At 66.9% G+C, this 18,279-nt stretch carries 16 protein-coding genes and 2 pseudogenes; 13 read left to right on the top strand and 5 right to left on the bottom strand.

All coding sequences use genetic code 11. From position 1 onward, the window contains the following. Positions 1–166: 166 nt before the first annotated feature. The 3 genes and pseudogenes from KSP35_RS19695 (at position 167) to KSP35_RS19705 (ending at position 4,218) form a co-directional block, all read left to right on the top strand. A complete protein-coding gene (locus KSP35_RS19695; RefSeq protein ID WP_216997471.1) occupies positions 167–442 on the top strand; it encodes a hypothetical protein in 276 nt (91 codons plus the stop codon). A 1,431-nt stretch (positions 443–1,873) separates the two neighbouring features. Further along, positions 1,874–3,337, top strand: a pseudogene (locus KSP35_RS24850) (PAS domain S-box protein); the annotation flags it as partial. Between the two features lie 179 nt (positions 3,338–3,516). Next, positions 3,517–4,218, top strand: coding sequence for a bifunctional diguanylate cyclase/phosphodiesterase (locus KSP35_RS19705; protein ID WP_254126858.1), 702 nt, complete (start codon positions 3,517–3,519; stop codon positions 4,216–4,218). An 82-nt stretch (positions 4,219–4,300) separates the two neighbouring features. Here KSP35_RS19705 and KSP35_RS19710 read toward each other — a convergent pair whose 3' ends face one another. Next, entirely contained in the window at positions 4,301–5,131 is an 831-nt protein-coding gene (locus tag KSP35_RS19710; protein WP_216997473.1) for an SDR family oxidoreductase, read from the bottom strand. A gap of 124 nt (positions 5,132–5,255) precedes the next feature. Here KSP35_RS19710 and KSP35_RS19715 point away from each other — a divergent pair, with 124 nt between their 5' ends. From KSP35_RS19715 to KSP35_RS19750, 8 genes are all read left to right on the top strand, one after another. Next, entirely contained in the window at positions 5,256–5,900 is a 645-nt protein-coding gene (locus KSP35_RS19715; RefSeq protein WP_216997474.1) for a TetR/AcrR family transcriptional regulator, read from the top strand. A 75-nt stretch (positions 5,901–5,975) separates the two neighbouring features. Then, positions 5,976–7,196, top strand: a complete 1,221-nt coding sequence (locus tag KSP35_RS19720; protein ID WP_217002296.1) for an NADH:flavin oxidoreductase — start codon at positions 5,976–5,978, stop codon at positions 7,194–7,196. 174 nt (positions 7,197–7,370) lie between these two features. After that, positions 7,371–7,682 carry a hypothetical protein gene (locus KSP35_RS19725; protein ID WP_216997475.1) on the top strand — a complete coding sequence of 104 codons (312 nt, stop codon included), beginning with the start codon at positions 7,371–7,373 and terminating at the stop codon, positions 7,680–7,682. Between the two features lie 46 nt (positions 7,683–7,728). Next, positions 7,729–8,625: a universal stress protein gene (locus tag KSP35_RS19730; protein ID WP_216997476.1), complete on the top strand. Its 897-nt coding sequence runs from the start codon at positions 7,729–7,731 to the stop codon at positions 8,623–8,625. Positions 8,626–8,707: 82 nt separating this feature from the next. Further along, complete coding sequence (gene ygiD, locus KSP35_RS19735) at positions 8,708–9,553, top strand: 4,5-DOPA dioxygenase extradiol (protein ID WP_371748998.1); 846 nt, start codon at positions 8,708–8,710, stop codon at positions 9,551–9,553. 793 nt (positions 9,554–10,346) lie between these two features. Continuing rightward, on the top strand, positions 10,347–10,799 hold the full coding sequence (locus KSP35_RS19740) for a hypothetical protein (protein ID WP_216997478.1): 453 nt from the start codon (positions 10,347–10,349) through the stop codon (positions 10,797–10,799). 134 nt (positions 10,800–10,933) lie between these two features. Next, the gene (locus tag KSP35_RS19745; protein ID WP_216997479.1) at positions 10,934–11,371 is read left to right on the top strand and encodes a hypothetical protein; all 438 of its coding nucleotides are present in this window, start codon (positions 10,934–10,936) and stop codon (positions 11,369–11,371) included. A gap of 203 nt (positions 11,372–11,574) precedes the next feature. Beyond that, positions 11,575–12,084 carry an MgtC/SapB family protein gene (locus KSP35_RS19750; RefSeq protein ID WP_216997480.1) on the top strand — a complete coding sequence of 170 codons (510 nt, stop codon included), beginning with the start codon at positions 11,575–11,577 and terminating at the stop codon, positions 12,082–12,084. Between the two features lie 70 nt (positions 12,085–12,154). On the opposite strand, the gene KSP35_RS19755 is transcribed toward KSP35_RS19750, so the two are convergent. From KSP35_RS19755 to KSP35_RS19765, 3 genes are all read right to left on the bottom strand, one after another. Further along, positions 12,155–13,540 carry an NADH-ubiquinone oxidoreductase-F iron-sulfur binding region domain-containing protein gene (locus KSP35_RS19755; RefSeq protein ID WP_254126860.1) on the bottom strand — a complete coding sequence of 462 codons (1,386 nt, stop codon included), beginning with the start codon at positions 13,538–13,540 and terminating at the stop codon, positions 12,155–12,157. Positions 13,541–13,743: 203 nt separating this feature from the next. Continuing rightward, positions 13,744–13,947 (bottom strand): hypothetical protein, encoded by a 204-nt coding sequence (locus tag KSP35_RS19760; protein ID WP_216997482.1) that lies wholly within the window; start codon positions 13,945–13,947, stop codon positions 13,744–13,746. A gap of 100 nt (positions 13,948–14,047) precedes the next feature. After that, entirely contained in the window at positions 14,048–14,890 is an 843-nt protein-coding gene (locus KSP35_RS19765; RefSeq protein ID WP_216997483.1) for a DNA-3-methyladenine glycosylase, read from the bottom strand. Between the two features lie 529 nt (positions 14,891–15,419). Here KSP35_RS19765 and KSP35_RS19770 point away from each other — a divergent pair. Further along, on the top strand, positions 15,420–16,040 hold the full coding sequence (locus KSP35_RS19770; RefSeq protein ID WP_216997484.1) for a DUF488 family protein: 621 nt from the start codon (positions 15,420–15,422) through the stop codon (positions 16,038–16,040). Positions 16,041–16,063: 23 nt separating this feature from the next. Next, positions 16,064–16,786 (top strand): alternative oxidase, encoded by a 723-nt coding sequence (locus tag KSP35_RS19775; protein ID WP_216997485.1) that lies wholly within the window; start codon positions 16,064–16,066, stop codon positions 16,784–16,786. Positions 16,787–16,821: 35 nt separating this feature from the next. On the opposite strand, the pseudogene gdhA reads toward KSP35_RS19775, so the two are convergent. Continuing rightward, positions 16,822–18,163: pseudogene (gdhA, locus tag KSP35_RS19780) on the bottom strand (NADP-specific glutamate dehydrogenase). Positions 18,164–18,279 lie beyond the last annotated feature (116 nt).

Genomic DNA, 18,279 nt, shown 5'->3' on the forward strand with positions numbered 1-18,279 from the left:
GGGACTTCATCTCTGCGGTCGATGACCAGTCCCGGCTCGCCTACAGCGAGATCCACGCCGACGAGAAGGCCGACACCTGCGTCGCGTTCTGGCAGCGGGCCAGCGCCTTCTTCGCCGACGATGGCGTTGCGACGCTGCGAGCATCGCAGCTGGGTGAACCCGTATCATGAGGACTGACCCGAAGCATGGTGACCCGATGGACAATCTCGATCTCGTAGCCGACCTCAACGCCCAGGACGACGACGGCCTCGGCTGGTCGACGTTGGCCGACGCTCACATGCCCGAGCGGGTGCGGTCCGGCGCGATGCTGCTCGCTGGCAACAGCCAGGCCCAGGCTGTGGTCCGCATCGTGGCCATCGATGAGGACGGCCAGATCCACTTCTCGATCCTGCCCGGCTCGGTGTCCAAGAACCGCCATCTGCTCGACCGAACGGTGGCCTGAGGCTTCTACAGTTTCTTCTACAGTGCCACCAGGTACGAAGCGGTAGCAGCGGGTACGGACCGTGACGACCGATCTACGAAAGCCCAGCTCAGAGGTACTGCGAGGTACAGAACGGGACGGGTGGGAACGGTGACCGTACCGCTCATAACCCGAAGGTCGCAGGTTCAAATCCTGCCCCCGCCACCAAGTAATCGCAGGTCAGGCCCCACTTTTCGGAGTGGGGCCTTCTGCTTTTCCGAGCCGCTTCTACAGATTTTCTACAGTCCGGCGGCTCTTCAGCGCACTGGACAGATCGACGCGACTCCCTGACCTGCGGGTTCTCGGAGTGAGGTCGCCTGAAGGGCCGAACCTTCGAGTGACCAACCCGAAGGTCAGCGCAGCGCCGAGCCGGAGCGAGCCTCTAGGTGGGGACGCACGGGACGCGTCGCAGGTGGGTGGACACCCTGAAGGCCGGCCCCGGAACCGCAACCACTTGCACCGAAGCCGCCGGATGTGAGCTCAGTTAGCTGATCCAGGCCGTGGAGGATCTTCACTCGCCCTCGAGGGGATGCCAGACGACGATCGATGTCGGCGAGGAGGCAGTCCTCGTGCCGCGTGTTGTCCTTCAGCGACAAGGGGGGGCGGTCGACGGTCTCACCTCCTCGGTGGGCCGGCTTCGTTGTCGGGCTCCTACTGTTAGCGTGGTGGGTGCCTTCAGCGCGAAGGATTCAGAGCCCGGCAGGTTGCAAAAATACCATGGAAAGGCGGCCCTCGTGGCCGAGTACTTTTCTGTCGGGTGCGAGCAGCGCCCGGCGATCGCAGGTATGACCCGCCCGCGGCGTGCTGCTCTGGGATCTGGTCGCCCCTGTCTTCGTGGAGCGTCCCAGTGAACTGGGGCCCATCTTGCGGGCTCTGATCGTCTGTGATGAGCGAGCGTTAGCAGTCTCGCTGCAGCGCCGGCTCGAGGGCGCTGCATCGGTACCGGTGGCGACGAGCGTCGTTGACTCTTCGGCGGGCGCCATTGCAGAGCTGGTCGCACGTGACTGTTCGGACGTGGTGGTGGCGGTCGAGTCGTCGGATCGCGCCCGACTCGTTGAGCTCGGCGAGTACGTCGCAGCACATCGCGTGCTGGCGCTGCTCACCTTTGGTCGCGACCCAGGGACCGGCGACTTCATCGATCCATGGAACGTCGGCGCTCATGGGCACTTCGCAGCCGATGATCTCACCGCCTCGAACCTGCTGCGAGCGGTCGCATACGCCCGCAGCCGTGCTGATCGGGGGCAGGCGGAGACGGGTCTGTTCCCCGTGTCGAACTCGGAAGCGCCATCGAAAGCGGCATGGTCGGCTCCACAGGCGAGCCGCCGGCTCGTGCTCGACGCGGTGAAGTTCCAGGCCAGCCTGCTCGCAGCGGCTGGGCAGGCGATCGTCGCCCACGATCCCAGCAACACCGTCGTGTACTGGAACGCCGCTGCGCAGGCCACGTACGGATGGAGCGCCGAGGAAGCCGTCGGGGCGGACATAGGCGTGCTGCTCCCGGTCGTTGCCGGCTGGGAGGAACGACACGTCGAAGTCGTCCAGCGGGCCCGCAGCGGCCAGAACTGGTCCGGTGAGCTCTGCGTCCACGCCAAGGGCGGAGCGCATGTCCCGGTGCTGGTGGCGAACACCGCTCTGCGCGACGATGCGGGCGAGTTGCTCGCAACCATCACCGTGTCCTCGGACATCTCAGAGCGATTGCGGAGCGAAGCTGCCGCAGCGCGCATGTCCGCGTTGGTCGAATCGTCGAGCGAGGCCATCTTCTCGACCGACCTCGACGGCAACGTCACCACGTGGAACCCTGCGGCTGCCCGCCTGTTCGGGTACACGAGCGGCGAGATTATCGGACAGCACGTCCGGATCCTCATGCCACCGGACATGCTTCCGGATCTCGGGCCCGCGCTGGCACGGGTCATCGCAGGGCACACCGTCGCGGAGGCTGCGACGCTTGCTCGCCGGGCGGATTCCACCTTGGTGGAGCTCTCGACATCGATGTCGCCGTTGCGCGATCGCTTCGGCGCCGTGATCGGCGTGTCGATGATCGGTCGAGACATAACTGAACGGATCGAGTACGAGCGTCGCATCACCGCGGACCGTCGCCGCCTGGAGGAGGCACAGGCCTCGGCAGGGTTCGGCAGCTTCGAGATCGACCTCGTCGCCAACAGCCTCACCAGGTCGGATGAGTTCTGGCGCATCATCGGTCGGACGCCGGATGACCAGGAGGGCCAAGACTTCAGCTTCGTCCATCCCGACGACCTCCACGAGGTCGAGGAGGCGCTGGGTCGCGTCCTCGATGGGCAGAGCGCCGTCGACTGCACGCATCGCGTCGTCCGGCCGAACGGCGAAGTCCGCTGGGTCATCACGAGAACCAGCAAGTTCCGTGACCCGTCGGACCTCGTCATCGCCGGAACGATGCTCGACATCACCGACCGCAGAGAAGCAGAGCTGGCAACGGAACACCTTGTCTTCCACGACCCGCTGACCGGGCTGCCGAACCGCGCCAGGATCACCGACCGGCTGGACTTCCAGTTGACCGCACGAAACACGGGCGATGGCAGGATCGCCGTCGCTCTCCTCGACCTCGACCAGTTCAAGGTCGTCAACGACTCCCTCGGCCACGCTGCCGGCGACAGCGTCCTCCTCGAGGTGGCGCGGCGTATCGAGACCGTCCTCAAGACCGATGAGGTGCTCGCACGATTCGGAGGAGACGAGTTCGCGGTGGTCGCCATGGGCGTCGCCGATCTCAGCGAATGCGACGAGCTCGGTTCACGACTGCTCGCTTCACTCGACGAACCGGTCACGGTCGACCGACGCGACTTCCACCTGTCGTTGAGCGTGGGGATCACGCTCAACGAGCCGGGTGACAGCGCCGACAGCATGTTCCGTGAGGCCGATATCGCGATGTACCACGCCAAGGAGAGCGGTCGCGCCCGGATGGCGATGTACGACGAATCCCTCCAAGCCGCCAGTCGTCGACGACTCGATCTGCGCGCCGCACTTCAGACAGCTCTTGACCTCGATGAGCTGTCCATCGTCTACCAACCTGTGATCGACCTCCAAAGATGCGAACCAGCGGGTTCGAGGCGCTCATCCGCTGGACCAGCCCGACCTTCGGCGCCGTCAGCCCCGCAGAGTTCATCCCGATCGCCGAGGAGGCAGGACTCATCGGTGCCATCGGCGAGTGGGTGCTCCACGAGGCACTCGCGCAGGTCGCCGAATGGCGACGAGGCGATCCGGGCGATCAGCGAACGTGGGTGGCGGTCAACCTCTCGGCCCGCCAGGTCGAGAACCTCGACCTGGTAGATCGGGTGACATCAGCGCTCACCTCCGCCGATGTCCCGGCCGATGCTCTGCACCTCGAGCTCACCGAGAGCATCCTCATGGATACGGTCGGCTCATCGGTTGCCACGATGCACGCCTTGCACGACCTGGGCATCCATCTGAGCATCGACGACTTCGGCACCGGTTACTCGTCGCTCAGCTACCTCAAACGCCTACCGATCGACACGCTGAAGATCGACAAGTCCTTCGTCGATGGACTCGGCATGGAAGGCGACGACACGTCGATCGTGCAGGCCATCGTCAGCCTCGCCCGAGCACTCCAGATGGACGTCCTTGCTGAAGGCATAGAGACCGAGACCCAACTCCAGGCGCTCGTCGACCTTGGCTGCGACAACGGGCAAGGGTACCTCTGGAGTCCCGGAGTCCCAGCCGCAGAGGCAACCGCCTGGGTCGATCATGACCGCTCGGCCTCGTCGACGTGAGCGCACGGACGATGCCCCCGAGGACGTCGTCGGAGACGGCGCCGACCGAGCGGGTCGGGCCTGGAGGCCAGTGGCGGTGGCCCTAGGACCGGCTGCGCTCGGGCTCCACGAAGTGCGACGTCAGGCGCCCGATCAGGCCCGATCGACCGGGGGCGAAGCGTACGAACGCGTCGACCAGGCGGGCGTCGGGCCCGATGACGCACCGGGCGCGGTCGTGCTCGATGGCGGAGACGATGCGGCGGGCGACGGCGTCGGGTGGGCGCATGGCGAGCGGCGCGAGCCGGCTGTTGCCCATCTGGGCGAGGCGGGAGGCTTCGCCGCCGCGAGCGGTGTTGGTGATGCCGGTGCGGATCGCTCCCGGGAAGACGGCGGTGACGCCGATGGGGGTGGTGACGAGCTCGCTGCGGAGCGCTTCGGTGAACCCGCGCACGGCCCCCTTGGTGAGGGAGTAGGAGGCGTTGTGGGGGAGTCCCAGGAGGCCCACCATCGATGACAGGTTGACGATGTGTGCTTCTTCCGCCTGGCGCAAGTAGGGGAGGAAGGCGCGGCAGCCGTGCACGACGCCCCACAGGTTGATGTCGACGATCCAGTGGAGGTCGTCGAGGGACTCGTCCTCGAAGGCACCGGCGGATGTGACGCCGGCGTTGTTGACCAGGATGTGGCAGCCGCCGTGGAGGGTGGCGATGTCGTGGGCGAGCGAGCGCATCTGGTCGGCGTCGGTGACATCGGCGATGTGGGTGGACGCGGTGTGCCCCTCGTTCGCTAGCAACTTCGCTGTGCGCTCGAGCGCGGCTTGGTCGATGTCGACGAGGGCGAGGCGGCAGCCGCGGCGGACCAGGGCCGCAGCGGTGGCGCGGCCGATGCCTCCGCCGGCACCGGTGACGATGGCGACCCGATCGGTGAACGACTTCACCGGCCGTTCCCCGTCGTCTCCGGGCTCACGCGCTCGATGGCCGAGCGGCCTGCGTCGGGGGTGGGTGGCACGTCGTGCTCCATTCAGATGCCAGTGGTAACGGAAAGACCGTAGACTGTGGTCCATGGCTGATCGGCACGATGCAGGCAAGGGGGTGCCGGGCCCCGCCGTTGGGCGGCCCCGGGACAGCCGGATCGCCGAGGAGGTCCTTGCGGCGACGAGGGCGTCGCTCACTGAGCTGGGCTGGGAGCGCACCAGCATGCGCGGCGTGGCGGAGCGCGCAGGGGTAAGTCGCCCGGCCATCGCCCGCCGGTGGCCCTCGAAGACGCACCTCGTCCTCGAAGCGATCCTGGGGGCTGCCCCGGATCTCGGCGCGTTCGACGGGGTCGACACGGCGGGATGGATCTCGGGGGTGATCGCGGGCAGCTTCGACATCTTCGATCGGCCCGAGGTGCGCGCCGCGGCGCCCGGCCTGCTGGCAACCCTGCGCGACCATCCCGACATCCGTGAGGCGCTCTGGCTGGGGTTCAGCGGGCCAGCCTCGGCGCTGGTGGGCCCTGTTCCCGCCGAGTCGGTCGACGGCGCCCGCGGGTCGGCGCCATTGGGTTCGGCCATGGACCGACTCGTGGACGCGCAGGCCGCGATCGTGCTCGCAGCCGGCGCCGCCCTCTTCCTCAGCCTCGTCGTCGGTGACGACGACCGGGTGCGCGACCGCGTCACGTCGGCGCTGAGCGCGTCGATGGCGAAGATCCTCGACCTCGAGACCTGACAGGAACCAACGGTGCCCACTTCATCCCAACCCACCTCCGACCCCGACTCGGCCGGGGCTGATCGCTCAGCGAGGCTGTTCGAGCCGGCTCCGCTCGGCCCGCTGACCCTGCGCAACCGCATCATCAAGGCCGCAACCTTCGAGGGCATGACCCCCGACGGCGTCGTCACCGAGGACCTCATCGGCTTCCACCGCGGCGTCGCGGAGGGCGGCGCCGCGATGAGCACCGTCGCGTACCTGTCGATCGCACCCGAGGGGCGCACCGACTCCGGTTGCATCCTCCTGGTGCCCCGAGCACGGGACGGCCTGCGCCGGCTCACCACAGCCATCCACGACGAAGGCGCGCTCGCCCAAGCGCAGATCGGCCACGCCGGACCCGTGGCGAACGCATCGTCGAACCAGGCGAGGTCCCTGGCGCCAGGGCGCATGTTCAACCCGCTCGGCATGCGCTTCGCGAAGGCCGCCGACGAGTATGACATCGCCCGGGTCACCTCGGACTACGAGCGGGCGGCGAAGCTCTGCGTCGACGCCGGGTTCGACTCCCTCGAGATCCACATCGGCCACAACTACCTGCTCAGCTCGTTCCTCAGCCCGAAGTTCAACCGCCGCACCGACCGCTGGGGCGGCTCGATCGAGAACCGGGCCCGCTTCGCCCGCCAAGTGGTCACGGCAGTCCGCGCCGCCGTGGGAACCGACGTGGCGGTGACGGCGAAGCTGAACATGGTCGACGGCTACCGCGGGGGACTGACGACCGAGGACAGCCTGCAGGTCGCCCAGCTCCTAGAAGCCGACGGCGGCCTCGATGCCATCGCCCTGACCGGGGGCAGCTCGCTCGCCAACCCCATGTACCTCTTCAAGGGAGCGGCGCCGACGCGCGAGTTCGGTGCAACGCTGCCGTGGTACCTGCGACCCGGGTTCCGGCTGGTCGGTGACCGGTTCCTCCACACCTATCCCTACGAAGAGGCCTACTTCCTCGATCAGGCTCTGCGGTTCCGAGCGGCGCTCGACATGCCCATCATCCTGCTCGGAGGGATCAGCGAAATGGCGACCGCCGAGCGCGGGCTGGCCGCAGGCTTCGAGTTCGTGGCCATGGCCCGAGCCATACTCCACCACCCCGACATCGTCAACGAGTGGGCCGGCGGCACCGGCCCCACCTCGGGGTGCATCCACTGCAACCGGTGCATGCCGACGATCTACACCGGCACCCGCTGCCCACTCGTCGATCGGCACCCGGGCGACCGTCCCATCGACATCCCCCGTTGGGCGACCGACCGGCCCATCGCGACCCCCGAGTGACCGCAGACCAACAGCCCTGGCTACCGCGGAAGGTCGGCTACGCCACTTGGATCGGTGGAGCGGTGGCCGCAGAGCCTGCAGAGTGCGGTGAGGTCGCGTCGGCACGTGGTCAGATTCCTTTGACCCAAAGCGGGCAGGTGTCGTCGACCAGGTGGCCGTCTTAGCTTGGCGGCTATGACCTGGCCGACCCTCGTAGAAGAACTCGCAGCGCTCCGAGCTGACGGGTACACCGCTGATTTCAGCGTCACGTCCGAGGCTTCCTTACGCTGCACCAGTTGCGGCCACAGCCATCCAGCCAACCGCGTCACCATCGAGTCGATCGCCCGCTTCGAGGGTCAGTCGAACCCGGACGACCAGTCCATCGTCTTCGGACTTCGCTGCGAACACTGCGGCCTGCGCGGTGTCCTCGTCACCGCATACGGGCCGACTGCGTCCGAGCAGGAAGCCGAAGTCATCCTCGCTCTCCCGGCGCCCCCGCCCACCTGAGCGGCTCCGCCAAGCACACGCTTTGCACTCGCGTCATGCTGTGGCAGTGGAACCAACGAACACGCTCGAAGCTGCGGCTTACCGTCATGTCCTGTTGCCCGTCGACGGGTCAAAGCTGTCCGCTGCGGCGCTGCCGACCGCGCAGGCGCTCGCGAAGCGATTCGGCGCCGAACTGACGCTCCTCGCGGTCCTGCAGCCCGGTAGGACCGATAGCGGTGAGCTGCTGAACTTGATCGACGAGTCCTTCGTAGACTTCCCGGATCCACCGCCAGTCGAAGTCGCCGTTGCCGATGACCCAAGCCAGGAGATCGTTGCTCAGGCCGCTGCGCTCGAGAGGAGCATCGTGTGCATGTCAACGATCGGACGCGGGCGCCTCAGCGGGGCCGTCCTCGGCTCAACGACCCGGGCGGTGTTGCAGACGACCCAACAGCCCTTGGTTGCCGTCGGCCCGAACGCTGATCGGCCAGGTCTCCTCGGACGCCCACCCCGCCGCCCCGCAGGCTGGCCCGAACCGTTGTCGATCCCGCGCGTCGTGGCGTGCGTCGACGGGTCAAAGACATCGGAAGCGGTGCTGCCCGACGCTGCAGCTTGGGCAGCTGCGCTCGACGCGGAACTGGTGATCCTCACCGTTTCCGCAGACAACCCTGCAACTCTGGACGGCAAGAGTCGCAACACCTTCGGCCCAGCAGACCCCACCAGCTACGTCAACGATCTTGCGTCTCGGTTTCAGGGCCCGATCAGGGCTGTTGGACACGTCACCGAGGACCCCATCAGCGTTCACGCCGGTGTCAAGACCTACCTCGACCACAATCCGGCGAGTCTTGTCGCACTCACCACCCACGCACGTTCGGGCTGGAGCCGGATGCGCGTCGGCGCCACCGGGGCAGACATCGTGCGGACCTCGACGATCCCGGCTCTCGTTGTACCGCTGACGCCCGCGTGACCGAACGGGCCCATGCGACGCAGACAGTGCACCCCATCAGCATGATCGCCCTCGGAGGCGCCCGATGATCCACAACCCTCTGATGCCTGCTGCGTTCGTCGGGCACGGCAGCCCCATGAACACACTCGAGGACAACCGCTTCACCGACGCGTGGAAGGCTTTCGGCGCCAGCGTCCCCACCCCCAGAGCGGTTCTCTGCATCTCGGCGCACTGGTACATCAATGCCACCGCCGTGACCGCCATGGCCGTCCCGCGTGTCATCCACGACTTCTACGGCTTCCCCGACGAGCTGTTCGCCTACGACTACCCCGCCCCTGGGCACCCCGAAGTCGCTGAACTCGTCGCCGACGTTGCAAAGCCACAGTGGGTCGGCCTCGACCTCGACAGCTGGGGCCTCGACCACGGCACCTGGTCGGTCCTGGCGCACATGTTCCCTGATGCCGACATCCCTGTCGTGCAGCTCTCCATCAACGCCTCGCAGCCGCTCGGCTACCACCTCGACATCGGCGCCCGACTCGCCCCGCTCCGCCGGGAGGGCATCCTCATCGTCGCCAGCGGCAACATCGTCCACAACCTTCGCTCCATCGACTGGAGCCAGCCCGACGGGGCGGCCGCCTGGAACAGCCGCTTCGACGAGTCTGCGTCGGAACTGCTGCGCGAACGTCCAGGCGACATCCTCGAGCTCACCGATCACGCCGACTTCGACCTCGCCGTGCCCACCCCCGACCACTTCATCCCGATGCTCTACCTCGCAGCGCTTGCCGCCGAAGCCGATGACACCCCCGAGATCCTCGTCGAGGGTCCCAGCTTCGGATCGATCTCGATGACCAGCTATGCCCTCGGGGCCGACTGCCCGCCATCGACGGACGTAGCCCCCACCCAGTCCACGATGATCGCCAGCGCCCCTCCGGACCAGACCAACATCTGACCCCGGGGGTTGCAACTCAAGGCTTCGCACCGCAACAGAGCCGGCGCGGCGCAGAAGGAGAAGGGAACCGAGAACCAGGCTTGAGAATGGGAGGGAACGGACATCATGGCTGCGGCAGGTTGAGCGGGCCGGAGAGGCAACGCTCCTGGGGTTGTCAGTGGGCGGTCTGGCCGCCATCGACCATGACGACGCCCTCTTTGGCGAATGACGCGAGGTGTGAGGCGATGAAGGCCCCTCGCAGCAGACATGGGGCTGCACATCCACAAGGGAAACAACGTCCCGTTCCCGGCCGTTGCCGACGCCCCCCCCGCTGACCGGAGCGTCCTCACCCTCGGTACGACGGTCCTGCACCGCTGCATCGACGCGCTCACTACACCCGCTAAATGGGGCAGCTTCGCAACCTGTTCCAGGGAGAAAAGTGCGACGTCGCACCAACCGGTCTTTTCGACTATGGTGATGGACATGGCTACATCGGCTGCGTTTGCGACACGAGGGATCACGATTCCCGCCGCAGACCGCCCTGCGTGCTGGTGGGCTCTGCTCGTCGGCGCACCGCCGACTGTCTGACGCAGGGCTCTGCGAGTCGAGCGCACCAGCTCGTCGGCTACGCCTTGCACGCCGGCACCCATCAGCAGACGCGACATGGTCGCTGAAGTTGCTGGCGTAGCAGGATTTATTCTTTGAACGCTTGAGTGTTCGAAGACCTTCTTTGACGCGCCCGGGAGGTGAACCATGGGAGACGGAAAGACCCGGAAACCGGGGAAGTCGGTGCTTGAGAAGCGCCGAATCAAGCATGAGCGACGTGCCAAACGGAACGCTGCGAACCATCGACGAGAGCTCATCGAGGGTCGCTCGTAGCAGTACGCCGCTGCGGCGCCGCAGCGGCCCGGGGGCACCGCAGCGGGCCCAGAAAGAAAGGAAGCCTGTGACCCTCCGAGCGCTTTGCCACCACTGCAACGAGTTGTTTGACCTCTCCGACCTCTACGCCGCAGACCCGACCGATGCAGACCGGTGCCCGACCTGCGCCGAACACCTCGGGTCCGCCGGGCTCGGCCACACGACGTTCCGAATCGAACGCCACCTGAAGGCGTTCAGCCAAGCACTTTGCGACCTCGCAGAGAACCCTGGCGAGTTCACCGTCGACACGACCATCCTTCGAGACCGAGCACTTGCCGCCATCGACCAGCTCGATCAACCGGCGGACCTGCACACCTCGACCAGGATCGCGTCGGCCGCGCGGCGATAGCGCCGAGCGCAGCAGAGGACACCGGCGCTGCCTCCCGCCGCCGGATCCGACTCGCCGACACAGCGACCGGGCGGAGCAACGCCGCACCGCCCGGTCGCTCCCACCAATCGACCACCACAAAAGGAAATCCAACCATGTCAACCCGGCTCCCTGCCACCATCACCGCCGACGACAGCATCAACCGCTTCGAAGCCCTCGTTGGGCGAGCGCAACCGCCTCCCGCAGCACTCCCGTCCCGAACCCCGGCCAACGAGCGGTCCCAGAGCGACCCGCCAGGGCTGGGTCGCTCCATCATCATCGCGTCGACCGGCACGATCACGTTCGTCCTTATCGCAGTCACGGCAGGCTTGATGGCCACCGGGACCTCACTCGCCTCGTCCTTCGGCATCGGCGTCTTTGCAGCGCTCTGGGGCGGAGGTGGGTTCGGCGCCATGATCGGCGGCGTGGTCCACATCCATCGCTCTGGCGCTCGAGCGGAGTACCCACCCGTGGTCGGGACCCCGCTGGACCTCTCGCCCGCGCTGCTTCCGGTGTGGCCGTCGCACACATCTGTTCCCGGCCGTCGCAGCTAGCTCGGGCCCCAGACAGCGCACCGTCAGAAGACCTGCGGCTTCTTCCCGCGAGCTGGTTGAGCGGTCGATCTCCGTCGATGCCTCGTGCTTCCGTACACGCCACCGTGGCGAGTGACGGGGCTCAGCGCTTCTGCGATTGAGCGCGGCTCGTTCCAGGCGGAGCTGCGGCTGACCAGTCATCAGTGACAGGAAGGATGAAAAAGATGGATGTTCTTCGAGACGCGTCAACGGCCGATGCCCATGCCCAGCTGGTGCTCGCCTTCCAGGTCTTGGTCGCTTGCGTGGCCGGAGGAATCGTGGGTCTCGAACGTGAGCTGGCCGGCAAGCGCGCCGGAGTTCGGACCCACATGCTCGTAGCGGTCGCCAGCTGCCTGGCTGTGGGCGTCGGCCTGGTCGTCACGGACGGCAATCCGTCCGCAGACCCCACCCGGGTCATGCACGGCCTGTTGACAGGCGTCGGATTCATCGGTGCGGGAGCGATCTTGACCAACGTGAAGGGCACCAGTGCGGGCCTGACCACGGCAGCGACGGTGCTGTTGGTCGCGGTCCTCGGTGCCACCACAGCGTTCGGTGCGCCCCTGCTGGCCGTGGGTGGAGCAACGTTGGCTGTTCTGCTGCTGAGGGGTCTGCACTGGCTCGAGCGCGGCCTCGGGGCGCTGTCCATGAGGCACGTGCCGGCGCAGAGCGTCGACGATCTGGACGACCTCGGCTGAGAGCGCACTCGAGTCAGAATGGCGACTCTGTTTTCTCGCCAGACTGGCGCCAGGCGGCGAACGATGCCCGCTATTCGGGGTCGTAGGTCCAGTCGGAACGTTTGCGCCAGAACGTCTCGTCGTAGGTGGCGTGTCCACCGGCGAGGTCAACGAGCTTCGGCATCGGGTCCTGACGGTCGACGGGGCAGCGATGGTGCTCGATGTGATCAGCGAACTCCTCGGGAAACGCACGCAGGATGCTGCTGACGACGATGCGTTCCTCGGAGGCGAGGTAGCAGCGGCTGCCGTCGGTGACGCGAGGCAGCCAGCCGCGCATGATCTCGAGATCCCGGTCGGTCCCGGCCCCCGTTTCGATGCGCTGCAGACACTGGGTGATCTCTGCAGAGCCGAGCTTGCAGGGTGAGCACTGACCGCAGGATTCGATGGACAGGAACCGGGAAAACCGGTAGGCGGCGTCGACCATGCAGGCCGTGTCGTCGTAGACGATGAACCCCGCTGAACCCATTCCGCTGCCGACGGCTGCGAGTCCCTCGTAGGACACGGGCACGTCCAGGTCTGCTCCGGTGACCACGGCATTTGCGACCCCAGAGAACACAGCCTTGACCGTTCGCCCTTCGGGCAGTCCGCTGCTCACGGCGTCGATGACGTCCCGCAACGCGGTGCCAAGTTCGACCTCGCCGACGTCGGGTGCGACCACGTCGCCCACCACGGTGCAGACGACCGTCCCCGGCGACCCAGCCGTCCCCATGGAACGAAACCAATCCGCCCCGCGGGCGAGGATGTGCGGAACGTTGGACATGGTCTCGACGTTGTTGACGAGGGTCGGGTGGGGATCATCGGATCGGGCTCCGACGGCGACCGGCGTCGCCTCCCATCCAAGCTCAGGTGAGCGGGCGAAGAGGCCCTGCTCATAGGGCGGAAACAGTCGAGGCAGCGGGGACTTGCCTTCGATGACCTCGAGCATGGCCTTCTCTTCGCCGAAAAGGTATTCGTCAGGCCCTGCAACGATGTTGACCGTGCAGTCGTCACAGATGCCGGCCTGCTGGAGCTCCTGAACAGCGACGGTCACTCGCTCGAGCTCGGTCTCGTACGACGCCTTGATGCAGATGTAGACCTCGGCTGCTTCGACGGCGAACGCAGCGATCATCAAGCCCTCGACCAGCTGGTAGGGATTGGCCCGCATCAAGGCACGATCCTTGAACGTGCCCGGCTCGCCTTCTGCGCCGTTGCAGACCAGGTACCGGCGGCTGTCGCGCTGCGACGCAATGCCCGACCACTTCTTCCCGGTCGGGAACCCGCCCCCGCCTCGCCCGCGCAACCCGGCTGCGGTGATGAGGTCGATCGTCGCTGATCTTCCGATTCGTCTCGCAACCTCGAGACCTCGCCCACCTACGCCGGTAGCGAGGTAGGCGTCGAGGCTCCTGACAGGAGCAGAGGAGAGGAGGAAAGGTGGCACTGGCTGCTCCCTGGGTGGCGGGGCGCTCGTGTGGCGACACTATCGGGACCTCCTGCAAGGGTCGGTCAATCTCTTGTGCAGTCAGCCTCCGCCGCCAGGATTTCGAGATGCTCGAGGAGCCGGCCCTCGAGCTGGCGCAACTCGAACTCGTTCAGCCGCGAGCTGGCGCCGTGGCAGAGCAGTGCAGGACAAGTTGAGGACGGTCACGTGCGACCATCTCGCACCTTCGCCTTGTGGGCAACCGACGCCAACGCGCCGAGGGCCATGGAGTCGTCCACGCAGTTGCAGCGAAATCGACATCGTCGGTGGAGGGCAGCGGTCAGGACCATCCCGACCGGAACAGCGGTGGCAAGAACGGCACACGCGAACAGCAGCACGAGCATCACCAGGTTCTTCAGCAGCGTCATGAACAGGCCGCCGCCAGCACGTGCACGTCACCGACCGGCCCGAAGGCGCAGGAGGTGAACGCAGAGCTGTGATGAGCCGTGGGGCTCGACGGCGGTGGATTCAGCCGAAGAGCGGCGGGGCGCCGACGAGCAGCGCCCACCAGTGCTCAGCGGGGTCGTACATCCAACCGCGCGCGACCGCTGGCGGCGCAACAGCGTGCCGCTGACCGACGTCCGAGTTCACAGCGCCCAGTGCTGCAGAGGTTCGGGACGAGGGCATGGGATCAACCCTAGGCGGGGGCACGTTGATCCGAGATGCGGGGTTGTGAACGGCCTCGACGAGCGACGTGCGGACCGGTCGTCGCTCAGGCGACGACGAGGGCTTGGGGGGTGCCGCGATGGACAGCTGATCGCGGTCGGCGAGCCCGTCGAGGAGTAGGTGGAAGTACAGCATCCCGGCGTACGGGTCCCATGGGCTGAGCAGCCCGGTGATCTCGTCGTAGCTCGGTGAGTGGTCCAGGCCCATGAAGTGGGTCAGCTTGTTGCGGGCGCCGACGTCGTCTCCGGGGAACACGTCGAGTCGGCCGAGACCGCGGAGCAGGACGTACTCGGCAGACCACCGTCCGATGCCTCGAAGCGTCATGAGCCCTCGTGTCGCCGCGGTCCGGTCCGCAGCTTCGAGGGATGCTTCATCGATGGCCCCGGTTGCGATGGCGTGAGCGATTCCTTGGAGGTACTCCGTCTTGCGACTGCTGAACCCCATGGTGCGGAGGTCGCGTGGGTCAGCTGCGAGGACTGCTTCAGGAGTCGGGAACACGGAGAGCTCGTGGTCGCCGGGCGCTTCCGTCCCGTGGGCGTCGGTGAGCCGGTTGAGGAGCGTGAGGCCGACCTCGAGGGACAGCTGCTGGTTCGCGACGGCGTTGCAGAGCGCTTCGAAGAGGGTGGGGAACCGAGGCGGACGCACGCCAAGGAAGCGATCGACCAGGGGTCGGCTCAGCCCGTGGGATTCGGCGAGGCCGTAGAACCCCCCCGAGATCCACGTCGAGGCCGAGCAGCCGCGTGACCTGGAAGCGAACTGCGGCCAGCTCAGCAGCCGAGTGATCGCCCGGCGACAGGAGTTCGACGGTGAGCGCTGGGCTCGAGGTGCGGCCGTGCTGGGTGACCTCCACGCCGATCGCTCTCGAGCCCACCTGCAGGGCACGCCGGTAGACCCCGTCCCATCGATCGATGCGATTGCGGTCTCGGCGCCGCAATGCCCAGACGGTCAGTTCGAGGCGGTAGGGAGGCAGAGGCGACAGCTCCATGCAAACGCCCATACCCACCACGCCGACATCGAGTAGATAGTTCACGATTAGACTAGAAGAATGGTCCCAGCACGTCCTCGGCCGCCGAACTTCCTCGCCCCTGCTGGACCGCCTCGACGTGGGCGGACGGCATGACCCTCGTCCACGATCCATCGATCACCGCCAACATCACGATGACGGGATCGATGGATGACGCAGCGCTCGGTGCCGAGTGCTGCGGACGACACCGAGCGCCGGCGGCTGCACCGCGAGGCGCCGGGAAGGCGTGAGGTCGTGAAGATCCACACCCTGGGGCACGGCACCCTGGCCCAGGAGAAGTTCGTCGAGCTCGCGGCCGCTGCTCACTTGGTCGAGATCGTCGACATCCGGTCCTTCCCGGGAAGCCGCCGCAACCCACAGTTCGGCACGGATGCCATGGCCCAATGGCTACCGGACGCGGACATCGACTACTCGTGGATGCGTGAGCTCGGTGGACGCCGCAAAAAGGTCGCCGGGTCGAAGCACGTCGCGCTCCGTCACCCGTCGTTCCAGGCGTACGCCGACCACATGGAGAGCGAGGCCTTCCTGGACGGGGTCGACGTCCTGCTGGCTCGCGGTGACGATCGGGCGGTGATGTGCAGCGAGACCGTCTGGTGGCGTTGCCATCGGCGTCTGCTGGCCGACCACCTCGTCCTCATCCGCCAGGTCGAGGTCGTGCACCTCATGCACGATGGGCGGCTCACGCCACACAGGCCGACCGACGGAGTCCGTCTCGATGGCGACCGGGTCACCTACGACGTCGGAGCGACACCTCCGATGCTCGCAGACTGAACCCCGTCGCTATGGTCGAAGCCATGGCACCTGACGCTGTTCGAGGCCCGGTCACCGAAGCCATCGGGGAGCGCCCGCCGTTCGGAGCGATGGCCCGGCTCGAGCCGGCTCAGCTCCGCGCCGAGCAGGATGCGACGCTCGCGTCGCCTCGTCGCAGGGCGTCGCTGTCCGCGAAGGGGCTCTTTGCGGTGATGGACCTGCTCTATGGCAAGGAGCGGACGCTGCCGAAGTTTCGGGTGCTCGAGCTCGTCGCGCGGGTGCCGTACCAGGCGTGGGAGAACGTCGCCTACGTGGCGATGACCCACACCGCCCGGGAGCACGACTTCGCCCGTCGCATCTTCGACAAGGTCCGGGTCAGCCGCTTCGAGCAGGACAACGAGCAGTGGCACCTGCTGATCCTCGAGGAGATGGTCGACCAGCAGCCCGAACGCCTCGGCTTCGTCCGCCACCGCATCATCCCGCAGATCCTGGCCTTCGCGTACTACCAGCTCTCCTGGTTCATGTACGCCCTGCGCCCCACGTGGAGCTACCGGCTCAACGCGGACTTCGAGGACCACGCCGAGCACGAGTACGCCCTGCTCGTCCAGGAGCACCCGGAGTGGGAGACCACCCCGTACGAGGGTTCGTTCATCGATGACTACGGCCGCTATGAGTCGCTCGCTGATCTCTTTCGCCAGATCGGCTACGACGAGCGGATGCATAAGGTCGAGAGCGAAGGTCGCATGGGTTCCTCACGGTTCCGATGACGCTCGCGCCGCCCCTCTGGACCGTGGGACACCAGCTAGATGAGCCCGAGAGCGACCATGGCCTGGCTGACACGTAGGAAGCCGGCGATGTTGGCGCCGACGACGTAGTTGCCGGGTGCTGCGTACTCCTCGGCGGTGGCTCTGCAGGTGTCGTGGATGCCCTTCATGATCTGAGCAAGGCGCCGTTCGGTGTGCTCGAAGCTCCAGGAGTCGCGGCTGGCGTTCTGCTGCATCTCGAAGCGCGGAGGTTGCGACGCCGCCGGCGTTGGCGGCCTTGCCGGGCCCGAACGCAACGCCCGCCTCGAGGAACCGATCGACCGCTTCCGGGGTGCACGGCATGTTGGCGCCCTCGACGACAGCGACGACGCCGTTGCGGACCAGAGCGGTGGCATCGCGCCCGGTGAGCTCGTTCTGGGTGGCGCACGGGAAGGCCAGATCGCAGGTCACGTCCCAGATCGAGCCGTCGAGGACGACCGTGGCGTCGCCGCGCCGCTCTGCGTACGCGCTGAGACGGCCACGGTCGCGGAGCTTGATCTCCTTGAGGAGCTCGAGGTCGAGGCCCTTCGGGTCGACGACGTAACTGGCGGAGTCCGAGCAGGCAACGACGGTCCCGCCGAGCTGGTGGATCTTCTCGATGGCGAAGATCGCCACGTTGCCGGACCCGGACACGACGCAGGTCTTCCCATCGATGGCGTCGCCGCGGGCGAGCAACATCTGCTCAGCGAAGTAGACGGCGCCGTATCCGGTGGCCTCCGTGCGTACCAGGGCTCCGCCCCAGTTGGTGCCCTTGCCGGTGAGGACGCCGGACTCGTAGCGGTTCGTGATCCGCTTGTACTGGCCGAACAGGTAGCCGATCTCTCGGGTGCCGACCCCGATGTCGCCGGCGGGCACGTCGGTGTACTCCCCGATGTGACGGTAGAGCTCGGTCATGAAGCTCTGGCAGAACCGCATGACCTCTTGGTCGCTGCGGCCCTTCGGGTCGAAGTCGGCGCCGCCCTTGCCGCCGCCGATCGGCATGCCGGTGAGGGCGTTCTTGAACGTCTGCTCGAAGCCGAGGAACTTCACGATCCCGGAGTTGACCGACTCGTGGAAGCGGAGCCCACCCTTGTACGGGCCGAGGGCGCTGTTGAACTCGACGCGGAACCCACGGTTGATCTGGATCTCGCCCCGGTCGTCGGCCCAGGGCACCCGGAAGATGATCTGGCGCTCCGGCTCGCAGATCCGCTCGATCGTCTTGTGCTCGGCCAGCTCGGGGTGCTTCGCCAACACCGGCCCGATGGAGGAGAGGACCTCCCGGACTGCCTGGAGGAACTCGTCCTCGCCCGGGTTGCGGCGGGCGACATCGGCGTAGACGCCCGTCAGCTTCTCATCGAGCACAGCTTCTACCTTCGTCAGGTTGGCGACAGGCTCCGATCGTAGAGACGGCCGAACCTGGTCCCGGCATTCCAGCGGTCGTCATCGCGGATGATCCGGCCTTGTCGTCGGATCCCGAC

The organism is Aquihabitans sp. G128, assembly GCF_019048865.1.
Lineage (GTDB): Bacteria > Actinomycetota > Acidimicrobiia > Acidimicrobiales > Iamiaceae > Aquihabitans.

Coding starts and splice junctions, on each gene's coding strand:
- KSP35_RS19695 (WP_216997471.1), top strand. CDS start 167: ATGAGGACTGACCCGAAGCATGGTGACCCGATGGACAATCTCGATCTC.
- KSP35_RS19705 (WP_254126858.1), top strand. CDS start 3,517: ATGCGAACCAGCGGGTTCGAGGCGCTCATCCGCTGGACCAGCCCGACC.
- KSP35_RS19715 (WP_216997474.1), top strand. CDS start 5,256: ATGGCTGATCGGCACGATGCAGGCAAGGGGGTGCCGGGCCCCGCCGTT.
- KSP35_RS19725 (WP_216997475.1), top strand. CDS start 7,371: ATGACCTGGCCGACCCTCGTAGAAGAACTCGCAGCGCTCCGAGCTGAC.
- ygiD (WP_371748998.1), top strand. CDS start 8,708: ATGCCTGCTGCGTTCGTCGGGCACGGCAGCCCCATGAACACACTCGAG.
- KSP35_RS19740 (WP_216997478.1), top strand. CDS start 10,347: ATGAGCGACGTGCCAAACGGAACGCTGCGAACCATCGACGAGAGCTCA.
- KSP35_RS19745 (WP_216997479.1), top strand. CDS start 10,934: ATGTCAACCCGGCTCCCTGCCACCATCACCGCCGACGACAGCATCAAC.
- KSP35_RS19750 (WP_216997480.1), top strand. CDS start 11,575: ATGGATGTTCTTCGAGACGCGTCAACGGCCGATGCCCATGCCCAGCTG.
- KSP35_RS19760 (WP_216997482.1), bottom strand. CDS start 13,947: ATGACGCTGCTGAAGAACCTGGTGATGCTCGTGCTGCTGTTCGCGTGT.
- KSP35_RS19770 (WP_216997484.1), top strand. CDS start 15,420: ATGACGCAGCGCTCGGTGCCGAGTGCTGCGGACGACACCGAGCGCCGG.
- KSP35_RS19775 (WP_216997485.1), top strand. CDS start 16,064: ATGGCACCTGACGCTGTTCGAGGCCCGGTCACCGAAGCCATCGGGGAG.